This is a genomic window from Haloarcula litorea, assembly GCF_029338195.1.
GTDB lineage: Archaea > Halobacteriota > Halobacteria > Halobacteriales > Haloarculaceae > Haloarcula > Haloarcula litorea.
In genome coordinates, this window is the sequence record NZ_CP119779.1 from 867007 (window position 1) to 889167 (window position 22161).

General features: G+C 70.6%; 32 protein-coding genes. 16 read left to right on the top strand and 16 right to left on the bottom strand.

All coding sequences use genetic code 11. From position 1 onward, the window contains the following. Positions 1–77 precede the first annotated feature (77 nt). Positions 78–1436 carry a substrate-binding protein gene (locus P0592_RS04555; RefSeq protein WP_276273088.1) on the bottom strand — a complete coding sequence of 453 codons (1359 nt, stop codon included), beginning with the start codon at positions 1434–1436 and terminating at the stop codon, positions 78–80. 144 nt (positions 1437–1580) lie between these two features. Here P0592_RS04555 and P0592_RS04560 point away from each other — a divergent pair, with 144 nt between their 5' ends. Beyond that, the gene (locus tag P0592_RS04560) at positions 1581–2426 is read left to right on the top strand and encodes a hypothetical protein (protein ID WP_276273089.1); all 846 of its coding nucleotides are present in this window, start codon (positions 1581–1583) and stop codon (positions 2424–2426) included. Positions 2427–2432: 6 nt separating this feature from the next. Here the strand turns inward: P0592_RS04560 and P0592_RS04565 are convergent, their stop codons facing one another. Genes P0592_RS04565 through P0592_RS04575 form a run of 3 tightly spaced genes read right to left on the bottom strand, consistent with a single transcriptional unit; the run spans position 2433 to position 4049 of the window. Continuing rightward, positions 2433–2639: a YgaP family membrane protein gene (locus tag P0592_RS04565; RefSeq protein WP_276273090.1), complete on the bottom strand. Its 207-nt coding sequence runs from the start codon at positions 2637–2639 to the stop codon at positions 2433–2435. A gap of 24 nt (positions 2640–2663) precedes the next feature. After that, positions 2664–3551: a 5'/3'-nucleotidase SurE gene (surE, locus tag P0592_RS04570; RefSeq protein WP_276273091.1), complete on the bottom strand. Its 888-nt coding sequence runs from the start codon at positions 3549–3551 to the stop codon at positions 2664–2666. Positions 3552–3590: 39 nt separating this feature from the next. Beyond that, positions 3591–4049 (bottom strand): pyridoxamine 5'-phosphate oxidase family protein, encoded by a 459-nt coding sequence (locus P0592_RS04575; protein ID WP_276273092.1) that lies wholly within the window; start codon positions 4047–4049, stop codon positions 3591–3593. A 109-nt stretch (positions 4050–4158) separates the two neighbouring features. Here P0592_RS04575 and P0592_RS04580 point away from each other — a divergent pair, with 109 nt between their 5' ends. Then, positions 4159–4737, top strand: coding sequence for a magnesium transporter (locus tag P0592_RS04580; protein WP_276273093.1), 579 nt, complete (start codon positions 4159–4161; stop codon positions 4735–4737). Positions 4738–4776: 39 nt separating this feature from the next. Then, a complete protein-coding gene (locus P0592_RS04585) occupies positions 4777–5298 on the top strand; it encodes a magnesium transporter (RefSeq protein ID WP_276273909.1) in 522 nt (173 codons plus the stop codon). Positions 5299–5305: 7 nt separating this feature from the next. On the opposite strand, the gene P0592_RS04590 is transcribed toward P0592_RS04585, so the two are convergent. Continuing rightward, a complete protein-coding gene (locus P0592_RS04590; protein ID WP_276273094.1) occupies positions 5306–7429 on the bottom strand; it encodes a PAS domain S-box protein in 2124 nt (707 codons plus the stop codon). Positions 7430–7510: 81 nt separating this feature from the next. Here P0592_RS04590 and P0592_RS04595 point away from each other — a divergent pair, with 81 nt between their 5' ends. From P0592_RS04595 to P0592_RS04610, 4 genes are read left to right on the top strand one after another with little or no spacing between them, the layout of a single operon-like run. After that, positions 7511–8551: a nucleoside recognition protein gene (locus P0592_RS04595; RefSeq protein ID WP_276273095.1), complete on the top strand. Its 1041-nt coding sequence runs from the start codon at positions 7511–7513 to the stop codon at positions 8549–8551. Between the two features lie 48 nt (positions 8552–8599). Then, positions 8600–9508 (top strand): AEC family transporter, encoded by a 909-nt coding sequence (locus P0592_RS04600; protein ID WP_276273096.1) that lies wholly within the window; start codon positions 8600–8602, stop codon positions 9506–9508. A 36-nt stretch (positions 9509–9544) separates the two neighbouring features. Next, positions 9545–9916, top strand: a complete 372-nt coding sequence (locus tag P0592_RS04605) for a cupin domain-containing protein (protein ID WP_276273097.1) — start codon at positions 9545–9547, stop codon at positions 9914–9916. Between the two features lie 45 nt (positions 9917–9961). After that, entirely contained in the window at positions 9962–10612 is a 651-nt protein-coding gene (locus P0592_RS04610) for a bifunctional 4-hydroxy-2-oxoglutarate aldolase/2-dehydro-3-deoxy-phosphogluconate aldolase (RefSeq protein WP_276273098.1), read from the top strand. A gap of 225 nt (positions 10613–10837) precedes the next feature. Here the strand turns inward: P0592_RS04610 and P0592_RS04615 are convergent, their stop codons facing one another. The 4 genes from P0592_RS04615 to rpl18a form a co-directional block, all read right to left on the bottom strand. Beyond that, positions 10838–11158, bottom strand: coding sequence for a hypothetical protein (locus P0592_RS04615; protein WP_276273099.1), 321 nt, complete (start codon positions 11156–11158; stop codon positions 10838–10840). A 285-nt stretch (positions 11159–11443) separates the two neighbouring features. Beyond that, a complete protein-coding gene (gene ftsY / locus P0592_RS04620) occupies positions 11444–12631 on the bottom strand; it encodes a signal recognition particle-docking protein FtsY (protein WP_276273100.1) in 1188 nt (395 codons plus the stop codon). A gap of 7 nt (positions 12632–12638) precedes the next feature. After that, positions 12639–13103, bottom strand: coding sequence for a prefoldin subunit alpha (gene pfdA, locus P0592_RS04625; RefSeq protein ID WP_276273101.1), 465 nt, complete (start codon positions 13101–13103; stop codon positions 12639–12641). Next, positions 13100–13273, bottom strand: a complete 174-nt coding sequence (gene rpl18a / locus P0592_RS04630; protein WP_276273102.1) for a 50S ribosomal protein L18Ae — start codon at positions 13271–13273, stop codon at positions 13100–13102. The genes pfdA and rpl18a overlap by 4 nt, the downstream gene beginning before the upstream one ends. Positions 13274–13477: 204 nt before the next feature. On the opposite strand from rpl18a, the gene P0592_RS04635 reads away from it, so the two are divergent. Next, on the top strand, positions 13478–13822 hold the full coding sequence (locus P0592_RS04635; RefSeq protein ID WP_276273103.1) for a DUF5658 family protein: 345 nt from the start codon (positions 13478–13480) through the stop codon (positions 13820–13822). Here P0592_RS04635 and P0592_RS04640 read toward each other — a convergent pair whose 3' ends face one another. Then, positions 13823–13948 (bottom strand): hypothetical protein, encoded by a 126-nt coding sequence (locus tag P0592_RS04640; protein ID WP_276273104.1) that lies wholly within the window; start codon positions 13946–13948, stop codon positions 13823–13825. It abuts the gene before it with no gap. A gap of 105 nt (positions 13949–14053) precedes the next feature. Between P0592_RS04640 and P0592_RS04645 the strand changes: the two genes are divergently transcribed. Then, positions 14054–14215 (top strand): hypothetical protein, encoded by a 162-nt coding sequence (locus P0592_RS04645; RefSeq protein ID WP_276273105.1) that lies wholly within the window; start codon positions 14054–14056, stop codon positions 14213–14215. Positions 14216–14252: 37 nt separating this feature from the next. Here P0592_RS04645 and P0592_RS04650 read toward each other — a convergent pair whose 3' ends face one another. Genes P0592_RS04650 through P0592_RS04660 form a run of 3 tightly spaced genes read right to left on the bottom strand, consistent with a single transcriptional unit; the run spans position 14253 to position 15352 of the window. After that, entirely contained in the window at positions 14253–14918 is a 666-nt protein-coding gene (locus tag P0592_RS04650; RefSeq protein ID WP_276273106.1) for a translation initiation factor IF-6, read from the bottom strand. Positions 14919–14921: 3 nt separating this feature from the next. After that, positions 14922–15200, bottom strand: coding sequence for a 50S ribosomal protein L31e (locus tag P0592_RS04655; protein WP_276273107.1), 279 nt, complete (start codon positions 15198–15200; stop codon positions 14922–14924). Beyond that, positions 15200–15352 carry a 50S ribosomal protein L39e gene (locus P0592_RS04660; protein ID WP_166966678.1) on the bottom strand — a complete coding sequence of 51 codons (153 nt, stop codon included), beginning with the start codon at positions 15350–15352 and terminating at the stop codon, positions 15200–15202. Before P0592_RS04660 ends, P0592_RS04655 begins: the two co-directional genes overlap by 1 nt. A gap of 141 nt (positions 15353–15493) precedes the next feature. On the opposite strand from P0592_RS04660, the gene P0592_RS04665 reads away from it, so the two are divergent. Then, positions 15494–16009: a hypothetical protein gene (locus P0592_RS04665; RefSeq protein WP_276273108.1), complete on the top strand. Its 516-nt coding sequence runs from the start codon at positions 15494–15496 to the stop codon at positions 16007–16009. On the opposite strand, the gene P0592_RS04670 is transcribed toward P0592_RS04665, so the two are convergent. Further along, positions 16006–16818, bottom strand: coding sequence for a ZIP family metal transporter (locus tag P0592_RS04670; RefSeq protein WP_276273109.1), 813 nt, complete (start codon positions 16816–16818; stop codon positions 16006–16008). The two genes, P0592_RS04665 and P0592_RS04670, sit on opposite strands and share 4 nt — an antisense overlap. 149 nt (positions 16819–16967) lie before the next feature. Between P0592_RS04670 and P0592_RS04675 the strand changes: the two genes are divergently transcribed. Further along, positions 16968–17240 (top strand): DUF7999 family protein, encoded by a 273-nt coding sequence (locus tag P0592_RS04675; protein ID WP_276273110.1) that lies wholly within the window; start codon positions 16968–16970, stop codon positions 17238–17240. Here the strand turns inward: P0592_RS04675 and thpR are convergent. Then, positions 17237–17803 (bottom strand): RNA 2',3'-cyclic phosphodiesterase, encoded by a 567-nt coding sequence (gene thpR, locus P0592_RS04680; protein ID WP_276273111.1) that lies wholly within the window; start codon positions 17801–17803, stop codon positions 17237–17239. The genes P0592_RS04675 and thpR overlap by 4 nt on opposite strands. 75 nt (positions 17804–17878) lie before the next feature. Here thpR and P0592_RS04685 point away from each other — a divergent pair, with 75 nt between their 5' ends. From P0592_RS04685 to P0592_RS04695, 3 genes are read left to right on the top strand one after another with little or no spacing between them, the layout of a single operon-like run. Next, on the top strand, positions 17879–18109 hold the full coding sequence (locus P0592_RS04685; RefSeq protein WP_276273112.1) for a hypothetical protein: 231 nt from the start codon (positions 17879–17881) through the stop codon (positions 18107–18109). Positions 18110–18154: 45 nt separating this feature from the next. Then, a complete protein-coding gene (locus P0592_RS04690) occupies positions 18155–18886 on the top strand; it encodes a tetratricopeptide repeat protein (protein WP_276273113.1) in 732 nt (243 codons plus the stop codon). Beyond that, a complete protein-coding gene (locus P0592_RS04695) occupies positions 18883–19173 on the top strand; it encodes a DUF424 domain-containing protein (protein ID WP_276273114.1) in 291 nt (96 codons plus the stop codon). The genes P0592_RS04690 and P0592_RS04695 overlap by 4 nt, the downstream gene beginning before the upstream one ends. Here the strand turns inward: P0592_RS04695 and P0592_RS04700 are convergent, their stop codons facing one another. Next, positions 19174–19677 (bottom strand): carbohydrate-binding protein, encoded by a 504-nt coding sequence (locus P0592_RS04700; protein ID WP_276273115.1) that lies wholly within the window; start codon positions 19675–19677, stop codon positions 19174–19176. Positions 19678–19803: 126 nt separating this feature from the next. On the opposite strand from P0592_RS04700, the gene P0592_RS04705 reads away from it, so the two are divergent. Next, complete coding sequence (locus tag P0592_RS04705; RefSeq protein ID WP_276273116.1) at positions 19804–21051, top strand: aminotransferase class V-fold PLP-dependent enzyme; 1248 nt, start codon at positions 19804–19806, stop codon at positions 21049–21051. Positions 21052–21231: 180 nt separating this feature from the next. Beyond that, positions 21232–22146, top strand: coding sequence for a CheF family chemotaxis protein (locus P0592_RS04710; protein WP_276273117.1), 915 nt, complete (start codon positions 21232–21234; stop codon positions 22144–22146). The last annotated feature ends 15 nt before the right edge of the window (positions 22147–22161 follow it).

Below are 22161 nucleotides of genomic sequence, written 5' to 3' on the forward strand. Positions count from 1 at the left end.
TACACATGAGTATCGGTGTCGTGTGGCATCACACACTTCATAGAGATAAATGCTGATGGATTCTCCGCAGTGCCGCGTTACTCGTCCCCGTACTCGCCGAGTTCGCACTCCGCGGCCGGACCGGAGTCACAGCTGTAGCCGACGTCCTCGCGCGCGGTCAGTTCCACGATCTCGATGAAGTTGCCGCTGGACTGCTCGCTCTCGGGCAGGCCCCGTGCGACCGGAATCGCCCGCTGTGCCTGGTGGTCGCAGGCCCGCATCAGTTCCTCGCCCATCCCGATGTTGCTGTACTCGTAGCCCTCGAGTTCGCGGATGACCTCGGGCGGGTAGAACGTCTCCGCCCGCTCGACGGCCGCCGCGTACTGCAGGGTCTGGGCGTAGGCGAGCTGGGCCGGCCCCGAGGGGACGCGCTCGTACTCCTCCTCGAACGCCTGCGTGAAGCTGTTGGACGGCTCGTTGTCGATCTGGGAGTCCCACGCGATAGTGCCGAACACGCCCTCGATGGCCCCGCCGGCGGCCTGTGCCATCGGGCGGTTGTACAGCGGGACGACGATCTCCATATCCTCGTCGAGCCCGGCGTCGACGGCCTGGGAGACGGAGTTCGCGCCGTCGAGCCCGTAGTGGTCCAGCAGGAGCACGTCGGCGTCGCTGTTTGCCGCCTCCGAGAGGTACGACGAGAAGTCGCTGGTCCCCAGCGGCGTCGGCACGCTGTCGATCTGCTCCCAGCCGATCTCCGTGAGGAACTGGTTCATCGACTCCTGGACCGTCTGCCCCCAGCTGTAGTCGGCGTACAGCTGGTAGAACTGGTTGTCCGAGCCGTACTCGCGCTCCAGGACCGGTGCCAGCGCCTGTCCGGTCATGTAGGCGTTGAACATCTCACGGAAGCCGTACCTGGCGCAGTCCTTCCCGGTGGTGTCGTTGGAGTGGGTCAGACAGGCCATAAACATGACCTTCTCCTCCTGACAGAGCCCCTGGACGGCGATGGCGACGGCGCTGGAGGAGCCGCCGGAGATCATCACCGCGTTGTCACGGTTTATCATCCGCTGTGCGGACTGCCGGGCGGTGTCGGCGTCCGTCGCGGTGTCACCCTCGACGGATTCGACCGTCTTGCCGAGTACGCCGTCGCCGCTGAGGTCCGGGAACGAGTCCACCCAGCCCCCGCCGTTGTTCAGGTGGTCCTTCGCGAGGTTGTACGCCCGGAGCTCGTCCTGGCCCTCCGAGGAGTACGGACCGGACGTCGGGACGTTGAACCCGAAGGTGACGGTGTCGCCCTCCACGGGGAAGTTCCCGAGCGCCGGATACTCCGATCCCCCGCCGCCCCCGCCGCCCCCGCCGTCGCCGGAACATCCGGCGAGACCGGTGAGACCGATCGTGCTTGCCGCGCCAGCCGTCTTGAGCAGTTGTCGCCTGCTCACGGAACCACGTTCCGAAGGCATAGCAGTATACAGCGGAGAGTCTATCATAATAGTTCTGCAAAATAAAATACCGATATTGCGCTGTTCGAGCGCTCTTCGGATTATTCCGAACATATTCGGTCAAGAACAATACGATTATCCCGGCCGAACGCGAACTGAGTTGGTATGCACCCCCACACACGGGCGGTCCTGGCGGTTCTCGTCGCCCTGACGGCCGGTTGTGGCGGGTTCGGTTTCGCTGATATCGATAGTTCCGAAACAGAGACGGTGACGCCGGTCGCCGTGCCGGACGACGCCCGCGGCGCGTACCCACCGGGAGTCGGGCCGACGGGCGTGACCGACCCGGCGGCACTGGGCTGGGCCCACGCGAACCGTCTGGAGAACGCCAGCTACACGCTGGTCGTGAACCGGACCGAACGGTACCGCAACGGTACCCGACACTCGCAGCTCCGGACCCGCGTCCGCCTGGCGGCCGACCGCACGTACCTGACCGACGTCGCCGTCAGGGGCGCGGGCGGCCCGGTCCTGTTGGGTCGCCCGCCCGCGAGCGCGACGTTCTGGTCCGACGGCGACCGGTTCCTGCGCCGCCTCACTCGGGACAACCGGACGGTGTACAACGAGTACACGCCGCCGGACAGCTACGCGGGGACCTGGCCCTACTGGGTGCGGGCGGTCGCGCTCGACGGACGCCCCTCGCGGGACGTCTCGGAGACGGTCGGAGAGTTTCGCACAGAGACGGAGCGGCGAAGCGGCGATCCGGGCGTGGTCGTGGTCGGCGACGGGCTCCGGGACGACCGGTTCCGGGGCGAGCGGGTCACGGAGCCGGCCGACGCGACGCTGGTAGCGCGGGTGACACCGGACGGGTTCGTCAGGCGGTATCGGGTCACGTACGCCGCCCGCACGGACGACGGGACGCCAGTGCGGGTGACCCGGTCGGTCCGCTTCTCGGCGGTCGGTAACACGACGGTCGAGCGCGCCCCGTGGTACGAGCGGGCCGTCGAGGGGGCCTGACTGTCCTCAGTCGCGAGTCGTGTCCCGACCCAGCGCCGCGTTCAGGCCGCAGAAACACGTCGTCGCGTTGAAACCCGCGCCGACGGCACCGAGGGCGGCCAGCAGCGCGGTTCGTCGTCGCCCGCCGGCGAGCGCGCGGACGGCGAGGACGGTCAGGACGACGGCCAGTGCGGCGCGACCGAGGCGGTCGACGCCGCCGACGTTGCGGTCCATATCCGCCCCTTGGACTGTGGCCAGTTAGCTCCTGTCCCGCTCGCGGGCCACCGCCCGCGCGTCCTCGTTGTCGTTGAAGCCGGCGACGACCGCGTCGAGGGCGGCGGACTCGACGCCGCCGGCGCGGGCGACCATCGGCGAGACGCTCACCTCGCACTCGACGAGGGCGCGGCGGTCGCTCCCGACCGGGTAGCGCTCCCGGAGCGCGTCCCGGTCGTGGGCGTCGAAGGGGTTCTCCCAGCCGACGGTGTCGGGCCAGACCACGTCCTGCAGGGCGATGTCGCCCTCCGTCCCGGTGTTTGCCTTCTCGTCGACCCCGCCGTCGGGGGCGTGGTCGACCTCGAGGTCGTAGTCCGCGAGCGGTTCCGTGACCCGCATCCGGGGTTCGGGCTCGTCGACGGGGACGTTGACGTTCAGGAGGTCCGCGTGCTCGAAGGTGTCCCCCGACAGCGCCCGGACGACGAGTTCGGCGGTGACCCGCCCGGGCCGGTCGTAGTCGTAGTCCTCCGGCGGCGACGTGAACAGGTCCCGGGAGTGGTACGCGGAGACGGCGATCCCGGGGACGCCGAGGAAGGCGGCCTCGACGCAGGCACCGACGGTCCCCGACCGGCCGACGACGTAGTTGCCGGTGTTGGGGCCGTGGTTGCAACCCGAGACCACCAGATCGAAGTCGTCGTCCAGCCCGCGCAGCCCGTAGGCAACGCAGTCGGCCGGGGTACCGTCGAGGGCGTACCCCCAGGGGTGGGCGTCGCGGGCGGTCCGGTGGCTCCGCGTGCGGCCGACGCCGCTCTGGTTCTCCCGCGGCGCGACCACCGTCACGTCCGCGACGGCGGTCAGTTCCTCGTAGAGGCTCGCGATCCCCGGCGCGTCGACGCCGTCGTCGTTCGTCAGGAGGACCCGTGGCTCGTCCATCGGGTGGACGTTCGACCGACGGGCGGTGAACGCTTCGGTTTACTCGCAGCGGTACGCGCGGCCGCTCCGTTTCGCCGGCACCAGCTCGTAGGCCGTCAGCGTCTCCTCGGGCCGCAGGTCGCTCCAGACGACGGGATCGGGCGTCCGTTCGGCGCTCTCGGTCAGCGCCGCCACGGCCCTCGGGGCGTCCTGGTAGGCGACCTCCCGCAGGTCGCCCTGGACGAGGACGCTCCGCCAGCGGTCGTCGGTCCTGTCCTGGACGGCCAGCCCGACCTTGCCGTCGCGGGAGCGCCGCCGGTGTTTCTCGCTGTCGGGGCCGCCCTCCAGCTGGACGACCAGCCGGTCCGTCTCGGCCGCGTAGCCGAGTGCGACGGGGACCGGGTAGGGATAGGTGCCGCCGCCGAAGGCCAGCACCCCGACGTCGGCCGCGTCGAGGACCGCCGCGAGTTCGTCGTCGGTCAGGGCCCGGGTGCCGCCGGACTGTCGCTGTGGTGCCATAGTCGACCGTCCGACCCGGACCGACTCAAGCGGCGGTGTGCGTTCTCAGTCGCCGGGAACGGGCCGGCCACCGGCGGCCTTTTGTGAATCGCCGCGGTCACACGAGACGATGACCGTCCGCGAGGTGGCCGCCGAGGCCTATCGGGAGTCGCTGCCGGTGCTGGCACTCAGCGGGGTCGGTGGCCTGTTCGCGGGCGTCGTGCTGGGCGGGATGGACGCGGAGCTGGCCCGGGTGGCCGGCCTGCTGGTGCTGGTGCCGGCGCTGCTCGCGACCCGCGGGAACGTCTACGGGTCGCTGGGGGCGCGGCTCGGGTCGGCGCTGCACCAGGGACTGGTCGAGCCGCGGTTCTCGCCGGCCGACGAGCGGGTCAACGCCGCCGTCGCCGCGGCGCTGGCCAACGGCGTCCTCGTCAGCGGGCTGGCGGCGGTGCTGACCGTTGCGCTGCTCGGGGCGCTCGGGCGGCCCGCAGCCCCGCTGTGGACGCTGCTGGCGATCGCGCTGCTTGCGGGGCTGGTGTCTGGCCTGCTGCTGGCCGTCGCCGTCGTCGCCGTCGTCTTCGTCGGCTACCGGCGCGGACTGAACCCCGACACGCTGGCCGGCCCCGTCGTCACGACGACCGGCGACGTGGTCGGCGTGGCGACGCTGCTGGCGGCGACCCGGGTCGTCCTGGCCCTGGGGGGTGGCTGAGTGGCGAGCGAGTGGTCCGTCCGGGGGATCGTCCGGCGGATGCTCCCGGTGCTCGCGGTCCTGACGGCGATCGAACTCGGGAGCGGGCTCGTGCTGAACACCTTCGAGGCGACGCTCCTGCGGTACCCCACCCTGCTCGTCCTCGTTCCGGTCACGATCGGGATGGCCGGGAACCTCGGGAGCATCCTCGCCGCGCGGCTGTCGACGGCGTTTCACCTCGGCCTGCTCTCGTTCGCCCCGACGGACGACCGGCTGGCCGGCAACGCCGTCGCCACCGTCGCGCTCGCGGTGACGGTGTTCCCGCTGGTCGGGGCCGGCGCGTGGCTGTTGCAGGCGCTGGTGGGCGGCGCTCGGCTCTCGCTCCCGACGGTCGTCGCCGTCGCGCTCGGCAGCGGCGTCGCGCTGGCGGCGCTGGCCGTGGTCGTGACGGTGGCGACGACGTACGCGGCCTACCGCTTCGAACTCGACCCCGACGACGTGGTCGTCCCCGTCGTCACCAACGTCTGCGACGTGCTGGGCGTGCTCGTCCTGTTCGGGGCGGTCCGCGCGCTCGTCGGCTGAGCGGGTGTCAGTCGGCGCTCGGGAAGCGGAGTTCGACGGCGGTCCCGCCCAGGTCGCTGTCGGCGGTGACCGTCTGCCCGCCGGCCATCGTGACCAGCCACGTGACCAGCCAGAGCCCGAGTCCGGTGCTGTGTTCCAGCGCCGTCTCCGTCGCGCCCGCGAGGACGGCCAGTTCGTGGTCCGGCAGCCCCGGGCCGTCGTCGGCCACCCGGACCGTCGTCTGCTCGTCGCCGGCGTCGACCGACACGCTGATCGTCGGGTCCGAGACGTGCGTGGCGGCGTTGGTGAGGAGTTCAGCGACCGCCCGGTCCACCGACGGGGTGGCGACGACGGGCGCTCGCGCGGGCAGGTCACAGTCGACGGCCGCCCGGTCGGCGGCGGACCGCTCGATGCCGCGGTCGACCGCGGCCACGAGGTCGATCCGCTGGCGGGCGGGGCGCTCCCGGAGCAGGGACTCGGCGCGGTGGGCGCGCTCGCTCGCCTCCGAGAGCTGCGCGGCCGCCCGCTGGACGGTCCGGGCGCTCTCGATGATCCCCTCGTCGTCGCCCGCCTCGGCGATGTGTTCCGCCTGTGCCAACACGACGGTCAGGCGGTTGCGGACGTTGTGTCGCAGGACCCGCGAGAGGACGGCCAACCGCTGCTCTCGCAGGCGCTCGTCGGTGATGTCCCGGCCGATCCCGGCCAGCCCGACCACCTCGCCGTCGGCGTCGGTCAGCTGGCTGCCGGTGAACTCGTAGGGGGTCCGGTCGCCCTGCTTGGACAGCAGCGCCGACCGAACCGTCCGGTCCGCGTCCTCGGTGACGACGTCGTCGATGACCTCGGCGACCCGCTCGTGGTGTTCGGGTGGGATGACCGCAAGCGCGTGCATCCCGTCGAGCTCCGCGTCGGTGTAGCCCGTGACCGAGGCCAGTCGGTCGTTCCAGCGGACGAACCGCCCCTCGGTGTCCAGCACGTAGAAGACGTCGGTCAGCGTGTCGATGACCGTGTCGACGAACTCCCGCTCGGACTCCAGTTCCCGGCGGCGCTCGACCCGGTCGGTGATGTCCCGCACGACACAGACGAGGCCGCCGTCGTCGAGCCGTGTCAGCGACAGCTCCTGCGGGAACGTCGATCCGTCGGCCCGCATACCGGTCGCCTCCCCGCGCCACTCGCCGCTCTCGGCGATCGTCGGAAGGACCTCCGACTCGAAGCGCTCGGTCTCCTCGGATTCGTACAGCGTCCGCCAGTGTTCGCCGATCAGCGCCTCGGGGTCGTCGTAGCCGTAGATCGCCGCGTGGGCCTCGTTGACGAGGTCGAAGCGACCGTCCTCGTCGAGCAGCGCGACGCCGTCCATCGACTCCTCCAGCGCGGTCGCGACCCGGTCCAGTCGCTCGGTCCGCGCCTGCTGGTCGGTGATGTCGCGCAGGACGGCGGTGAAGAGGTGGTCGTCACCGGCCGACCGCTCCCCGAAGGAGACCCCCAGCGGGAACTCCGTCCCGTCGCGGCGCTTCCCGGGGAGTTCGATCCAGTCCCAGTCGAGGGCACGGTCCCCGGTGTCGAGGTACCGGTCGACGGCCGCGTGGTGGGCGTCGTGGAACCGCTCGGGCATCACCGCCGTCAGGGACCCCCCTTCCAGTTCGGCGGGCGCGTAGCCGAACAGGTCCTCGACGGCGTCGCTCGCGAACCGGACGGTGCTGTCGCCGTCGATGGTGACGACGGCGAACTCGGTGTTCTCGGTCAGCGCCTCGAACCGCGCCAGCGTCTCCCGGTGGTCGCGTTCGAGTTCCGCGGCCTCGACGACTCCGTCGATCCGGGCACCGAGCAGCGGGGCGCGGTCGGGACCGCCGGCCGTGACACAGTCCGTCGCGCCGGCGTCGAGGGCCGCCGACGCGATCCCCTCGGCCCCGTCGGTCGCGACGAGGCGGGGCGTTTCCGGGGCGCGCTCGGCCGCTCGCTCGACCAGTTCGAGGGCGTCGTCGTCGGGGTCGCGGCAGACGACCACGAGACAGTCCGTCGCCGGGAGTTCCGCCAGTGCCCGCTCCGGGTCCGCGACGGCGGTCACGTCGAACCGGTCCGGGAGGTCCGGGGCGAGCGCCGACGCCACGTCGGGCCCGAGGTCGGCGTAGCACACGGCCGGCGACGGGTCGGTCACGCCCGTCCCTTTCGGGTGCCGGTCCGAAAAACTGTCGGGCGTTTCGACGGCTCTAACTGCTGGCGGCCCCGAGCGTCGACCGTGCAGTCCTTCGTCCCGGCCGGTCCGGTCGTCGCGCTGCTCGCCGCGGTGGCGGCCCGGGTGGCCCGCATCGCGGTCTTCGTCTCGCTTGGGGTGTTCCTCGCGAACCTCGCCGTCGCCTTCGGCCTCGTCGACCGGATCGCCGCCGTCTCCCGGTACCTCACCGGACCGGCGAACCTCCCGGACGAGGTCGGCACCGCGATCCTGACGACGACGGCCTCGCCGACCGCCGGCTACGGGATGCTCGCCGACTTCCGGGAGTCGGGGCTGCTCTCGGACCGGGCGACGCTCGTGGCCGTGACCATCAACACGTTCTTCGGCTTCGCCCAGCACATCGTCACCTTCTACGCGCCGATCCTGGTCCCGATCCTCGGGGCTCGCGTCGGCGTGCTGTACGTCGCGACCCGCGGGCTGGTGGCGCTCGCGATCACGCTGACCGGCATCGCCGCCGGGCGGGTGCTGCTGTCCGGCCACGGCGACCCGGCCGGCGACTGGACCGCCGGCGGGGAGGGCGCGACCACCGACGGCGGGACCCCCGACGCCGTCGGCGAGGACCGGCCGGAAGGCCGGACGGCGGCGGTCCGCGAGGCCGCCACGGAGACGATCGCGAAGGTCCGTGAGATCCTCCCGCGGCTCGCTGCCATCTACGTCGCCGTCGCCGTCCTCGTCGAGTACAGCGACGCGCTGCTCGCTGCCGCGGGCGCTGGCGGTGCGAGCGTCACGAACGCGGCTGACGGCCTGGCGGGGCTGCTCGGCCTGCCGGGCGCGGCCGTCCCCGTGGTCGCCGCGTTCGCGCTGGACACCACCTCCGGGGCCGTCGTCCTCGCCCCGCTGATCGAGAGCGGCACCTTCACCGCCCGGACGGCGGTGGCGACGATGCTGGTCGGCGGCATCGTCTCCTTCGCGGTGACCACGTTCAAGCGCTCGATCCCCTTCCAGTACGGCATCTGGGGCCGGGAGTTCGGATCGAAGGTCGTCGCCGTCAACACCGCGCTCAAGGTCGTCTGGATCGCGGTCGCACTGGTCGTGTTGCTGGTCTGAGCGCGACGAATCCGAAGCCTGAAAGCGCCGACCCGACGACGGGCGGACATGGACCCAGCGGCTCGGTTCGCCTACCTCCTCGGGATGCTCGTCGTCGGCGTCGTCGCCCGGCAGGTCGGCCTGCTGGACGCTGTGCGGACCGAGCGGCTCAACACCGTCGCCTTCTACGTCGTCTTGCCGTCGCTCATCTTCGTCTCCACGTACGACCGCCCGCTGGCGTCGCTGCTCTCGCCGGCGCTGCTGGTCGGCGTCCCCGCCGTCGTCACGGCCACCGCCGGCCTCGCGTGGCTCCTGAGCCGACGGCACGCCGACCCCGGCCGGCGCGGCGTCGCCGTCGTGCAGTCGTACCACACCAACCTCGGCTATCTCGGTTTCCCGCTGGTGGCGGCCACCTTCGGGGCCGACGTCACCGCGACGGCGGGCCTGCTGCTGGGGCTCATCTCGCTCGTCCAGATCACTATGACCGTGCTGGTGCTGGTGACCGTCGCCGACGCCGAGGTGTCGCTGCGCGGGCAGGCCCGGGAGCTGTTCACGAACCCGGTCCTCCTGTCGCTCCTGCTCGCCGTCGTCGTCGGGTGGTACGGGCTCGCCGTCCCCGGGCCGGCCGTGGCGGGCCTGTCGGCCGTCGGCGACCTCGCGCTCCCCCTGGCGCTCGTGCTCGTGGGCGCGTCCTTAGAGCCCGACGTCGGCGACCTGGAACCCGCGGCGACGGGCACCGTCGTCGCACTGAAGCTCCTGTGGATGCCGCTCGTGGCGTGGCTCGTCTTCTCCGCGCTCGGGGTCGAGGCCGCCGTGCTGACCGCCGCGGTGGTGATGCACGCGATGCCGACCGCCGTCTCGACGTTCGTCTACGCGACGGAACTGGGCGGGGACGCCGAGTTCGCCTCGCTGAACGTCCTCGCCACGACCGTCGCATCCCTGGGAACGGTGTTCGTGCTCATCACCTGGTTCGGGTAGCGGTAGCGATTTCCCGGCCGGCGGGCTACCGCCGGTATGGGCTACCACCACCTCGCTCCCGACGACCTCCCCGAGACCGAGGACTACCCCTGCGACCGACGGGGCCTCTCCGACGCGGCCGAACTGCTCTCGCTCCACGCCGCCACCTACGCGATGGCCCCCGGCGAGCAGCTGGCCCGGCAGTACCACTACCACGAGCGCCGCGAGGAGCTGTTCTACGTCCGCTCCGGAACCCTCCACGTCGAGACGCCCGACGGCGAGTTCGTGGTCGAGGAGGACGAGGTCTTCGTCGCCGACCCGGAGAGTCCACACCGCGCGTACAACCCCGCCGACGCCGACGGGTCGGTCCGGGTGCTCGGCGTCGGTGCGCCCAAGTCCGACATCGCGCTGCCGTACGACCCCGACTGACGGCATCCACCCACGCTTTTGCCCCCTCCCCCCGCAGGGTCGGCTATGACGAGCAAACAGGCAGTCCAGCAGGAACTCGTAGACAGCGGCGTCACGGCCGTCCTCCGTGACATCCCCGAGGAGCAGATGGTCGACGTGGCCGAGGCGATCCACGAGGGCGGCGTGACGGCCCTGGAACTGACCGCCGACGCCAAGCGCTGTTCCGACATGATCGCCGCCGTCGACAAGGCCCTCGACGACACGGACGCGATCATCGGTGCCGGCACCGTGATGGACGCCGCCGCCGCCCGCAACGTCATCGAGGCCGGCGCGGAGTTCGTCCTCGCGCCCAACCTCAACGAGGAGGTCATCGACGTCTGCAACCGCGAGGGCGTGCTCGCGATCCCCGGCGTGATGACGCCGACCGAGGCCGCCGACGCGATGGAGGCCGGCGCGGACATCCTGAAGATGTTCCCCGCCTCCACCGTCGGTCCCGGCCACATCGGCGCGCTCCAGGGGCCGCTGGGCGACGTGCCGATCATGCCGACCGGCGGCGTCTCCGCGGACAACGTCGCCGACTACTTCGACGCCGGCGCGGTCGCCGTCGGCGCGGGATCGGCGCTGGTCAACTACGAGGCCATCGAGAACGGCGACATGGAGGGCGTGCGCGAGCAGGCCGCCGAGTTCGTGGCAGCGGTCGAGGACGCGCGGGCGTAGCGAGGGGCGCGCGGAGCGCGGCCCTCGGAGCGCGACCGGGGAGGGACGACCCGCGAGCGGCGAGATGCCGAGCGAAGCGAGGGGGCTCGGGCCGGAACGGCGACCGACGGGAGCCGACACACGAGCGACACGCCGTCACGGACGATCGGGACGACGAGTCACCGCACACGGCCGGACGAGGGAAAGAGAGGTGCGGACGAGGCCGGTCTTCGGAAGCGTCGAACGCTACGCTTCGCCGGTGTTCGTCTCGGTCCCGTGCTCCCCGGTCTCGTTCTCCCCGGTCTCGTTCATCCCGGGCTCGTTCATCCTGGTCTCGTTCGCTCCGGGCTCGTCTTCCGCCGCGGCGTCCTCGGCGGCGGCGGTCTCGTCCGCGCCGCCCTCGCCGGCGGTCGTCTCCTCGGACGCCGACGTCGGCTGGTCGTCGGCAGTGGTCTCGTCGCCGCCGTCCTCGGTCTCCTCGCCGTCGCCGCCACAGCCGGCCAGGGCGGCCAGGCTGCCCGCGGCGACTGTCAGTACGTCTCGTCGGTTGAGTGGTCGTCGTGACATCGCAGTCGACGCGACTCCCCGCCGGTCCGTTACCAGTCGTGCGTTACCGAACTTGTGCTCGGGCTACTCCGAACACGGGTGAGGGTCGGGACTCCCCGAACCGGCCCGGTCGGAGAACCGCGGGACAGCGACGGAGACGGGGGGATCAGGTGCGGCCGGCTGTCGTAAGTCGGACTTGCGTCGGACACCGGGGCGGGGACCCTGTCGGATATCGCTCCGTGGCGGGGGTCGCGACGCTGGTCGGGTCCGATCACGCGCCGGCCCTCCGGAGGAGCCGGCGGCGGGCTACTCGCCGAGCAGGCGGTCGACGATCTCCTCGGGGTCGAACGGGTCGAGGTCGTCGTAGTCCTGCCCGGTCCCCAGGAAGAGGATCGGCTTGCCCGTCACGTGGGCGATGGAGATGGCCGCGCCGCCCTGGGGGTCGGCGTCGGCCTTCGTCAGCACGGCCCCGTCGATCTCGGCGGCGTCGTCGAACTCCCGGGCGCGGTTGACCGCGTCCTGGCCGGCGACGGCCTCGTCGACGAAGACCGTCATGTCGGGGTCGATGTTGCGGTCGATCTTCTCCAGCTGGGCCATCAGGTCGCTGGAGGTGTGCAGCCGGCCGGCGGTGTCGCCCAGCACCACGTCGACGTCGTTGGCCTTCGCGTACTCGACGGCGTCGTAGACGACCGCCGTCGGGTCCGACCCCTGCTCGTGGGCGATGCACTTCTTGCCGAGGTTGTCGGCGTGTTTCCGGAGCTGTTCGTTGGCCCCGGCGCGGTAGGTGTCGCCGTTGGCCAGCACCGTCGAGAGGCCGCGGTCCTCGAAGTAGCGGGCGAGCTTGGCGATCGTGGTCGTCTTGCCGACGCCGTTGACGCCGGTGAAGACGATGACGACGGGCTTGTCGGCCTGCTGGACCCGCTCGTCGAAGTCGAACTGGCCGACGCTGATGACGTCGTACAGCGCCTCCCGGACGGCGTCCCGGACGAGGTTCCCCGTGCTGGAGAGCCGCCGCCGGGTCTGTCCGGTGAGGTTCGCCTCGACGCCGTCGAGGATCTCGTTGGCGACGCTCATCTCCACGTCGCTGGCCAGCAGCGCCAGCTCCAGGTCGTCGAGGTGCCCCTCGAGATCGTCCTCCTCGATGACCGTCTTGCCGGTGGCCATAATCTTGGCCCGCTCCGTGAGACTCCGACCGCCGTCGTCGGCCTCGGCCTCAGCGTCGGCGTCGGGGGCGTCGGTGCTGGCCGCTGTCGCGTCGTCGCCCGCGTCCCCCTCGTCGGGCTCGGAGGGCGACGCGGACGCGTCGGTAGCAGTTTCCGCCGTGGCCGTCTCGGCGGGGTCGCCGGCGTCTGTGGGTGCCTCGGCGTCGGCGGGTTCGTCGACCGCGGCGTCCCGGGATTCGGCCTCCGGGGGTTCGTCGACCGCGTCGTCGTCGACGTCTTCCTCGACGTCCTCGGTGAACCCGCTGAGTTTGTCCTTCAGTCCGTCGAACATCGCGGCCTTACTCGTCGTCCTGCTGCTCTTGTTGCTGCTGCATCATCTGCTGCATCTGCTGTTGTTGCATCTGCTGGGCCTGCTGTTCGAGCTCCTCCTTCTCGGTCTCGACCTCGGCGATCTCGGACTGGAGGTCCTCGATGCGGTCGTCCAGCGTCTCCTTCTTCGTCTCCAGGGAGCTGACGGCCCCCTCCTGGTCGCGCTCGGCGGCGTAGCCGCCGCCCAGCGAGACGACGACCTCGTCGATGTCGTCGACCGTCGCGCGGATGTAGGCGTCGCCGCCGACCGGGACCTGGACCGTCGAGCCGGACTCCAGCGTCTCGATGGCCTCGATGGCCTCGTCGGCCTCGGTCTTCTCCTCGCGGAGGCTCTCGATCTCCTCCTCGATGGCACCGATCTCCTGTTCCATCTGCTCGATCTCCTGGGAGATCTGCTGCATCTGACCGCCACCGCCGCCGCCACCGCCCATCATGCTGCCACCTCCTCGATGGTGATCTGGGTGCGCTTGAGGTTGTGGTGGGAACCGAAGTCGCTGTAGACGTGCTCCTCAGCCACGTCCTCGTTCGGTGCGTCGACCTCGACCTCGAAGTCCTGAGGCCCGTCGCGGGCCGGGAAGTGACCGCGAACAGTGTACGTGCTCATATCCTCCGGTGGGTGCAGGACAGGGAAGTATCTTCCCCTTCCGTGTCTCGTCGGGCCGTCAGTCAGTGCTACCGGCGTTCGGCCCCGTCGGGCCGTGGCTCGATCGGGCGTCGATCCATCCCCTCGCGGACCCGTATCGGGACACTCGCGGACGCGAGTGTCGGAACGACAATCGTTATCCCCCGCCCGACCGTCGTGACTGTCGTGTCGGGGGTGGACGGCGGTCCGTGGTCGTTCCCGCCGGAGCGTCCGCTCAGCGAGTCGCACGCGGTGCTGTGGAGCGTGGTCATCCTCGCGTCGATCTTCGACGTGGTGACGACGATGGTGGGACTGGGGCTGGGACTGGCGGAGGGCAACGCCGTCGCGCGGGCGTTCGTCGCCACCTACGGGACGACGGGGATCGGCCTGCTGAAGTTCAGCGCGCTGGTGGTGGTCGCCGTCGCGTGGGCGGCGTTCGAGGACCCCCGATCGACGGCCGTCCTCGCCGGGTTCGCGGTCGTCTCGCTGGTCGTCGTCGCGCTGAACGCCGTCACGCTGGCGGGGCTGTAGTCACCCCTCCGTGGCGTACATCATATCGCCGCCACACTCCGGACAGGACGACCGGACCACGTCCGTCGTGTAGTCGCACCGTCGGCAGGCGAGCCGCCGTGTCGTGTCGGACTCCCGCTGGGCCATACGCGACCGTACGGTGTGGGTCGTCTTAACAGTTGACACGTCCCCTGACAGCTCCGGGTCTCGACGGCCGGAACCGTCTCGTAGCCGGCGACCCTACCGTCGTCTATGGTCGTGACCCACCGCTGTGTCTGTGGCGCGACGCTGCGGTACCGGCAGGACATGACCGGAACACGCGGCGGGACGGGGCGGACGTGGCAGTGTGCGGACTGCGGGACGCCGGTGCCGGGCCGGGTCGCAGAACAGTTGCGCCACCAGCACCCGTCCTGATCGGATCGAGAGCGCCGAGGCGCGGCGAATCGGGGAGTCAGTCGATGAAACCGAGGGCGGCGTCGATGCGGCCCAGTTCCGGGCCGGAGGTGTCCGAACCACAGACGTAGCCGTGGTCGTTGGCGACCAGCCCCGAGCCGACCAGCGGGCCGCCGTAGTTGATCGTGCCGATGTCGGCGGGCACGTCCAGCAGTTCCTCCAGCGCGTCGAGTTCGCCGTCGGTGGCCTTCGGGTGACAGAGGACGCCCGCGTTGGTCGCGACCGCGGCGGTCCCGACCGTGTTGACGCCGGCGATGACGCCCCGCTCGACGTCGACGCCGAGGCCGTCCCGCACGGCCTGGACGGCCTCGCGGGAGAGGTCCGGGTGGACGTAGGCACCGGAGTCGTTACAGCAGACGACGTTGCCGGCGGCGTTGATCCGTCCCGGCAGTTCCGTGACGGGCACGTCGACGACGTCCCGGATGCGCTCGATCTCGTGGTCGCGGACCCGCGAGGAGACCAGCAGCCCGTTGCCGTTGCCGGTCGCGAGCGCGCCGACGGTGGCCGACTCGCCGACCGTCGTCGGGACCACCGGCGCGTCGAGTTCCGCGCCGAGATCCGCCTGCAGCGACTCCTCGACGTCGGGGCGGACCAGCACACAGTCGTCGGTCGCACGCGCGAAGACACCGACGTACGACGACCCGGAGAACGCTGCGCGGAGCAAGATTTACTCTGCGGTCTCGGCCTCGACGACCGCCTCGCCGTCCTCCTCGAAGCGGGCGGCCCGCACGCGGAGCTTGCTCGGCGGGTTCGAGCGGCCCTTCGCCCACGTCGCCTCGTTGATGGAGGTGTCGATGCGGACGGCCGACTCCTCGACGGAGAAGTGCTGGGCCAGGTGCTCCCGGACGAGCGTCATCGCCTTGTCGGCGCGCTCGTGTTTCGGTTCGGCCTTGGCGTCGCGGAGCGGGACCGTGACGACCCGCTCCTCGAAGTCTCCGGCGCTCATTATTCGTCGGTGTCGTTGCGCCGCCAGTGGCGTCGCTTGTGGTTGCGCTGGACCTCCCGATCGGTCTTGAGCATGACCCAGGCCGGGACGCGGCTGTTCTGGTTGTCGAGCTTGGCCAGTCGCTTCTTCTTGGCCTTGGACTTCTTGCTCATACTGGTCCGTGCCTACCGCGTCGCTGCTTAAATTCCTTCCTTTTCCCGGCGCGATCCGCTCGCGCCGCCGGCACCTTTCGTTATCAGGGTTTGTAACCGGGGACGTAGAGTTAAGTGACAGAATCGGGGGAGTATCGAGCGATGAGACGCCGTGCAGTGTTGCGGTCGCTGGGTGCCGGTGTCGCCGCCCTCGGGAGCGGCTGTGTCGGCGGGGCCGGGGAAGTGATCGTCAGCGTCCAGCGGGACGTGACCGTCGAGCCGGGGCGTGCGTGGACGAGAGAGGACATCCCGGACCTCTCGGCGTCCGGCGGCGGCATCGAGTACATCGTCCGCGCCGACGAGCCGTTCGACGTCTACTTCTTCGCCGACGAGGACGCGTTCGAGCGGTACGACGCCTACATCAAGGGTCGCGAACCGGACGAGACGCCGGCGGGCCACCCGGAGTTCAGTCAGACGGCGTTGCCGAAGGACGGATCGGACCTCTACGAGGCGACGACGAGCGACGGCGGCGCTCGCGAGTCGGTCGAGGCGACCGGGCCGTACTACTTCGCGGTCGACCACTCCAGCTATCGGATGGAGACCCGCGTCGACGAGTACGACGAGCCGCTGACGGCCTTCGTCGACCTGAAGGTCGTCCGGCGGCGCTCGCCCGTCTAGACGAACGCCAGCGGGACCATGGCCAGCGCCCCGACGACGACACCCGCCGTCAGTTCCGGCTTGCCGCCGTGCTCGAGCTCGCGACCGTGCTCCAGGGCCTCGGGGACGAACTCGGTGACGACGAGGTAGACCATCGCGCCGGCGGCGAAGCCGAACCCGAACGGCAGGAACGCCTTCGCGAGCGTCACGAAGTAGTAGGCGACGACCGCTCCCAGCGGTTGGGGGAGCGACGAGAAGATCGCCCACCAGACCATCCGCCACTCGCTGACGCCCAGCGACCGCAGCGGGATGGCGATGGCGGTCCCCTCGGGGACGTTGTGGATGGAGATGGCGACGGTCATGAACACGGCCAGCACGGGGAGTGTCACCCCGTAGACGACGACCGTCTCCGCCGGCGGGACGCCCGCGAGCCCGAGCTCGGCGAACGAGACCCCGACGGCGACCCCCTCGGGGAAACTGTGGACGGTGAGGATCCCGAGGATGAGCAGGAGCTTCTTGTAGCCCGCCTGCTCGAACTGCTTGGGGCTGTGGTCGTACCCCGCCAGGAGGCGGTCCGCGGCCTCGACGAGCGCCACGCCGGCCAGGACCCCCGGCACCAGCAGGGCCGCCGATCCGTAGGCCAATCCCTCGCGGACCAGCCCGAACAGCGACGCCGCGACCATGATGCCGGAGGCCAGTCCCCAGAGCGCCACGTTCCACCGGTCCGAGAAGTCGTCGACGAGGAAGAAAGGGAGCGCACCGAGCCCCGTCGCGATCGCCGTCAGGAGGCCGGCGACGAACACGAAGGCGACGTTCTCGATGGCGACCATACCGGGGGTTGGCCGCTCGCGGTGAAAAGAATTGTCACTTTCGTTACGTATTCGGCCGGCCTAAACCGGTCTAGCTACCTAATACACGTCCGTCGTGCTAGACGGTGATTGAAGGAACGTTTACATACTACTTCGGCAAATAACTTCGTATGTCGGTCGATACCCGGAGAAAGTCACTCGATTCGTACATCATCGACGCGAAAGACGGGACGGACGTCGAACTGGAGCTCGTCGACCCGACCACGGGCGAGACGTACCCGGTCGTCGGCTACGCGGACCGGCTGCTGGCGGAGAAACTCGACGTCTACGACGTGGGCTGTTCGGTCCGCGTCGACATCGCACCGGTCGACGAGGCCCGCGAGCGCTGGGAGGTCACCCGGATGGTTCCGGGGTCGCCGCCGCGGTCCGGCATCGGTCGTTAGTCGAGCGACACGGCCGCGAGCGTGCTGTACTCGGGGCCGTCCGCCCGGAGGACGCTCTCGGTCAGGCGGACCTCCTCGACCCGGAGCGCCCCCACGTCGGGGTCGGCCTCCCGGACGACGCGCTGGACCCGTTCCTTGCCGCCGGCGTGGTCCAGCCGCGCGACGGTCGCGTGGGGGGTGAACTCGTGGTCCTCGGGGTCGAAGCCCATCGCGACGGTCCGGTCCTCGATCGCCTCGTGCAGCGCCGTCAGCTCCGCGTCGCCGTGGCCCTCGCGGACGCCGACCCAGACGACGCTGATGTAGTCGAGCGACGGGAACACGCCGAGGCCGCCGATCCGGGCCTCGAAGGGGGCGACGCCGCTCTCGTCGACCGCGCCTTCGAGTGCCGCCACCAGCTCGTCGACCCGGTCGGCGTCGGTGTCGCCGAGGAACTTCAGCGTGACGTGGGCCTGCTCGGGGTCGGTGAGACGGAGGCCGTCGGCCCCCGCGAACCGCTCCTGGACGGATCGCACGCCGTCGGCCAGCCCGTCGAGGTCGACGCCGACGAACAGTCGCTTGCCCATACCGGACCAAGCGCCCAGCGGTCCCTGAATCCACCGGCCGCGGGACTTACCTCGCTGGCGGCCACAGCGGCCCGTATGGACGACGCCGCCCGCCTCCGACGGACCGTCCGCCGCTGTACCGCCCTCGTCCTGTTCGGGCTCGCGCTCGTGACCGGATCGCTGGACAACCGCACCACCGCCGCGGTCGCCGTGGCGGTGGGGTTCGGTGCCGTCCTCTACCTGGTCGCCAGCTTCGTGTTCGTCCCCACGGCCGAGACCCTCGCGGTCGGGGACGACGACGCCGACGACGGCACGAGGGCCGGCTGAGACCGTGACGCAACGCTTACCCGGCCCGACCGCCAACCCGGGTGTATGACCGACCGAGAGCCCGACGACCACGACTTCTCCGAGGGGCAGGGGTTCGACGAGCCCTACGACGGGTTCGACATCGACCCGCCGGAGTTCGAGGTCGACACCGACCGCGTCGACCCCGTCGACTCCCGCGTCGTCACCGACCTGCTCGACGACCAGCAGCTCCCCGACGACGCCGTCGACGTCGAGGAACTGCTCGACGTGGGCCTGGAGTACATGCACATCCAGCGCCACGAGCAGGCCGCCGACACGTTCCAGCGGGTCGCACAGTACACCGACGACGACCGCATCGAGCAGGAGGCCTGGACGAACAAGGGCGCGGCCCACGCCGAACTGGAGGAGTGGGACGCCGCGATCGGGGCCTACAAGGAGGCGCTGAACATCGACGGCGACTCCGACCACGCCGCCACCGCCGAGACGAACCTCGCGTACGCCCTCTGGGAGTCCGGCCGCTCCGAGCAGGCGCTGGAACACGCCGAGCGGGCCGTCGAGATCGACCCCCGCTTCGGCGAGGCGTGGTACAACCGCGGCTTCTTCCTGCTGGAGCGTGGCCTCTCCGAGGACGCGCTGGAGGCGTTCGACAACGCCATCCGGCTCGGCTTCCGCAACGCCGGCGTCCTAGAGGAGAAGGCCCGCGCGCTCGAAGAGGAGGGGAAACACGAGGAGGCCGAGGAACTGGCCGAGGAGGTCGAGGAGATGCGCGAGGAGAGCGAACAGCAGCTGCTGGAATGATCGTCAACGAACGCGACACCGACGAGGGGCTGCTCGTCTCCGTCTGTGACCCGGAGGTGGTGGGCGAGACGTTCGAGGACGGTCCCGTCTCGCTGACCGTCGACGAGGAGTTCTACGGCGGGGACGCCGCCTCCGAAGACGAGGTCGTAGACTCGCTGGCCCGGTGTAGCGTCGCCAACATCGTCGGTACCGAGAGCGTCGCCCTCGCTATCGAACACGGGTTCGTCGACGAGGAGAACGTCCTCGACGTCGACGGCACCCGCCACGCGCAACTGCTCTGGCTGTAGTCACTCGACCCGAAGCCCGCCGAGTCGCCACCCGCCCGACAGCGCCACCAGCTCCAGCGTCCCCTCGCCCCGCGCGAGGTCGACCTGACACCACAGCTCCGCCCAGCGGTCCCAGCCGCCCGTTGGCTCGACGACGGCGCGGGTCCGCGGCTCGCCGTCGACGGCGACGCCGACCGTGCCGGTGTCCTCGGCCGCGACCCGGAGACACACGAGGTGCGGGCCGGTCTCGCGGGCGTCGACGTCGTAGGCCAGCGACTCCCCGGTCGTCAGGAGGTGCGGACGGTCGCTGCGGGGCGGCGGCGGGTCGTCGGGCTCCAGTCGGCCGCCGTGGTGGTAGACGCGGTACTCCCCGACCGGGATGGCGGTCGGCAGTTCGTGGCGGACCGGCTCCGGACGCGCGTGAGCGGCGCGCCGGCGCTGGGCCGACGAGTCCCGACCCCGTTCCGGCCACTCGACGGGACCGTCGGTCCCGGGTCCCGTCTCCCCCTGCTCGTACGTCGGCATACAGACGTCACACGGTACCAAATCACGTTGTATTGGTCCGACTAACCGGCCCGTAGCGAGTGCCTACGGCCGGGACGTTTAGGCGAACCGAAGGAAAGTTCCCCGTCGAGTCCCTGTAGGGAGGTAATGGCACGGACCGACACAGAACCGCTCGACGTCGACGCCATCCGCGAGGACTTCCCGATCCTCCAGCGGGAGTTCGGCGGCGAGCAGGTCGTCTACCTCGACAACGCGGCGACGACACAGACCCCCGAGCCGGTCGTCGAGACCATCGCGGACTACTACCGGACGACCAACGCCAACGTCCACCGCGGGCTCCACCAACTGAGCCAGGAGGCCTCCGTGGCCTACGAGGAGGCCCACGACCGCGTGGCGGAGTTCATCGGGGCCTCCGGCGGCCGCGAGGAGGTCGTCTTCACCAAGAACACCACCGAGAGCGAGAACCTCGTCGCCTACGCCTGGGGCCTGAACGAGCTCGGCCCCGGGGACGAGGTGGTGCTGACCGAGATGGAGCACCACGCGTCGCTGGTGACGTGGCAACAGATCGCCAAGCGGACCGGCGCGACCTGCCGGTACATCCGGGTCCAGGACGACGGCACGCTCGACATGGACCACGCCCGCGAGCTCGTCGGCCCCGATACCGAGATGGTCTCCGTCGTCCACGTCTCGAACACCCTCGGGACCGTCAACCCCGTCTCGGAGCTGGCCGACATCGCCCACGACAACGACGCGTACGTCTTCGTCGACGGCGCGCAGTCGGTCCCCAACCGCCCGGTCGACGTGGAGGCCATCGACGCCGACTTCCTCGCGTTCTCCGGCCACAAGATGGCCGGCCCGACCGGCATCGGCGTCCTCTACGGGAAGAAGCACCTGCTGGAGGAGATGGAGCCGTACCTGTACGGCGGCGAGATGATCAAGAAGGTCACCTTCGAGGACGCCACCTGGAACGACCTCCCCTGGAAGTTCGAGGCCGGCACGCCCGTCATCTGCCAGGGCATCGCGCTGGCGGAGGCCTGTGACTACCTGGACGACCTGGGGATGGAGAACGTCAAGCGCCACGAGGACCAGCTCGCCCAGTACGCGATGGAGCAGCTGTCGGCGCTGGACGACGTCGAGACGTACGGTCCGCCCGCCGGCGAGGAACGCGGTGGCCTGGTCGCGTTCAACCTCGACTCGGTCCACGCCCACGACCTCTCCTCGATCCTCAACGACTCCGCGGTCGCCATCCGCGCCGGCGACCACTGCACCCAGCCCCTGCACGACAAGCTCGGGACGGCCGCCTCCGCGCGGGCCTCCTTCTACGTCTACAACACCCGCGAGGAGGTCGACAAGCTCGTCGACGCGATGGACGACGCGCGGCAGCTGTTCGCGTAGAGTCGGTCACGAGCGCAGCGAGTGACCGGTTTTCGCCCACGCTCTTCGTCCCTCACCGGGACCACGGGTTCGCGCGAGCGGACGGTGTCCCGCAGCTGGTCAGCCGACGGGGGTTCCGTTTCAATCTCTGAGATTCGGTCAGCATACTTATATTGTTGTCATAGTAACACTCGGTCGCGGATGGCGAACACCGTAGACGTCCCGGCGACCGTGTTCTGTCACGCGCTCGGCGAGGAACCGGTGCGGACGCAGCTGTCGCTGGGCGCGGCGGCGCTGTCGGTCGAGAGCGAAGGGTTCGCCGGCGAGATCGCCCTCGACAACGTCTTCGACGCGACGGTCGGGCCGCCGCCACAGGCGGCCGCCGGCGTCCTCAGCGGGACGGTCCTCACCGTGGGGTTCGAGCGCGACGGCGACCGGGAGGTGCTGTTCGTCAGCACCGACGAGGAGACGCTGACCACCGTCGCCGGGCTGCTGTACCGCCGGCTCCTGGACGGCAAGGAGGTCGCGGTCCGCCACCCGGCCGAGATCGGCGGCCGCGTGACGGAGGCGACCTACGACATCGGCCGGCTCCACGTCGTCCCCGAGCGGGTCGGCTGCAGCAAGATCCAACACCCCTTCGACGTCGAACTCGGCAGCATCGTCGACTTCTATCGCTCCGAGGAGGAACTGCTGGGGGACCGGCAACCCGTCATTCACATCCAGTACGTCCGCGAGGGGGTCGCGGTGTCGCTGGACCTGGCGTTGAACCCCCCGCGCCTACAGCACCTGCTCGGGCGACACCTCCAGCGGCGCTACGTCGAGACCCGGCGGGAGGTCCGCGGGCTGGACGTCCCGCCGGCCGGCGTCCGCGCGCTCGTCCGGCTGTACTCCCTGCAGGGGAGCGCCCACCCGAAGGCGGTCCTCGACGGCGGACAGGAACGGGCCGAGGCCGTCCTCCGCGGACTGCTCCGGCAGGACCTCGTCGAGGCGAGCGACGGCGAGGTGGCGCTGACCTCCCGCGGGTGGATCCTGGTCACGGAGTACGCGAACAAGGGCGGCGACCACGACCGCGAGGTCGGTGCGTCCGCGGACAGGCGGGCGGCCGGCGGGGACTGACCAGGGCGGCCGGCG

Coding starts and splice junctions, on each gene's coding strand:
- P0592_RS04575 (WP_276273092.1), bottom strand. CDS start 4,049: ATGGCACCACAGCGACAGTCCGGCGGCACCCGGGCCCTGACCGACGAC.
- pfdA (WP_276273101.1), bottom strand. CDS start 13,103: ATGATGGGCGGTGGCGGCGGCGGTGGCGGTCAGATGCAGCAGATCTCC.
- P0592_RS04585 (WP_276273909.1), top strand. CDS start 4,777: ATGCTCCCGGTGCTCGCGGTCCTGACGGCGATCGAACTCGGGAGCGGG.
- ftsY (WP_276273100.1), bottom strand. CDS start 12,631: ATGTTCGACGGACTGAAGGACAAACTCAGCGGGTTCACCGAGGACGTC.
- P0592_RS04665 (WP_276273108.1), top strand. CDS start 15,494: ATGAGACGCCGTGCAGTGTTGCGGTCGCTGGGTGCCGGTGTCGCCGCC.
- P0592_RS04565 (WP_276273090.1), bottom strand. CDS start 2,639: ATGGACCGCAACGTCGGCGGCGTCGACCGCCTCGGTCGCGCCGCACTG.
- P0592_RS04695 (WP_276273114.1), top strand. CDS start 18,883: ATGATCGTCAACGAACGCGACACCGACGAGGGGCTGCTCGTCTCCGTC.
- P0592_RS04685 (WP_276273112.1), top strand. CDS start 17,879: ATGGACGACGCCGCCCGCCTCCGACGGACCGTCCGCCGCTGTACCGCC.
- P0592_RS04645 (WP_276273105.1), top strand. CDS start 14,054: ATGGTCGTGACCCACCGCTGTGTCTGTGGCGCGACGCTGCGGTACCGG.
- P0592_RS04655 (WP_276273107.1), bottom strand. CDS start 15,200: ATGAGCGCCGGAGACTTCGAGGAGCGGGTCGTCACGGTCCCGCTCCGC.
- P0592_RS04605 (WP_276273097.1), top strand. CDS start 9,545: ATGGGCTACCACCACCTCGCTCCCGACGACCTCCCCGAGACCGAGGAC.
- P0592_RS04700 (WP_276273115.1), bottom strand. CDS start 19,677: ATGCCGACGTACGAGCAGGGGGAGACGGGACCCGGGACCGACGGTCCC.
- P0592_RS04610 (WP_276273098.1), top strand. CDS start 9,962: ATGACGAGCAAACAGGCAGTCCAGCAGGAACTCGTAGACAGCGGCGTC.
- P0592_RS04580 (WP_276273093.1), top strand. CDS start 4,159: ATGACCGTCCGCGAGGTGGCCGCCGAGGCCTATCGGGAGTCGCTGCCG.
- P0592_RS04640 (WP_276273104.1), bottom strand. CDS start 13,948: ATGGCCCAGCGGGAGTCCGACACGACACGGCGGCTCGCCTGCCGACGG.
- P0592_RS04675 (WP_276273110.1), top strand. CDS start 16,968: ATGTCGGTCGATACCCGGAGAAAGTCACTCGATTCGTACATCATCGAC.
- P0592_RS04690 (WP_276273113.1), top strand. CDS start 18,155: ATGACCGACCGAGAGCCCGACGACCACGACTTCTCCGAGGGGCAGGGG.
- P0592_RS04555 (WP_276273088.1), bottom strand. CDS start 1,436: ATGCCTTCGGAACGTGGTTCCGTGAGCAGGCGACAACTGCTCAAGACG.
- thpR (WP_276273111.1), bottom strand. CDS start 17,803: ATGGGCAAGCGACTGTTCGTCGGCGTCGACCTCGACGGGCTGGCCGAC.
- rpl18a (WP_276273102.1), bottom strand. CDS start 13,273: ATGAGCACGTACACTGTTCGCGGTCACTTCCCGGCCCGCGACGGGCCT.
- P0592_RS04670 (WP_276273109.1), bottom strand. CDS start 16,818: ATGGTCGCCATCGAGAACGTCGCCTTCGTGTTCGTCGCCGGCCTCCTG.
- P0592_RS04710 (WP_276273117.1), top strand. CDS start 21,232: ATGGCGAACACCGTAGACGTCCCGGCGACCGTGTTCTGTCACGCGCTC.
- surE (WP_276273091.1), bottom strand. CDS start 3,551: ATGGACGAGCCACGGGTCCTCCTGACGAACGACGACGGCGTCGACGCG.
- P0592_RS04615 (WP_276273099.1), bottom strand. CDS start 11,158: ATGTCACGACGACCACTCAACCGACGAGACGTACTGACAGTCGCCGCG.
- P0592_RS04705 (WP_276273116.1), top strand. CDS start 19,804: ATGGCACGGACCGACACAGAACCGCTCGACGTCGACGCCATCCGCGAG.
- P0592_RS04660 (WP_166966678.1), bottom strand. CDS start 15,352: ATGAGCAAGAAGTCCAAGGCCAAGAAGAAGCGACTGGCCAAGCTCGAC.
- P0592_RS04600 (WP_276273096.1), top strand. CDS start 8,600: ATGGACCCAGCGGCTCGGTTCGCCTACCTCCTCGGGATGCTCGTCGTC.
- P0592_RS04560 (WP_276273089.1), top strand. CDS start 1,581: ATGCACCCCCACACACGGGCGGTCCTGGCGGTTCTCGTCGCCCTGACG.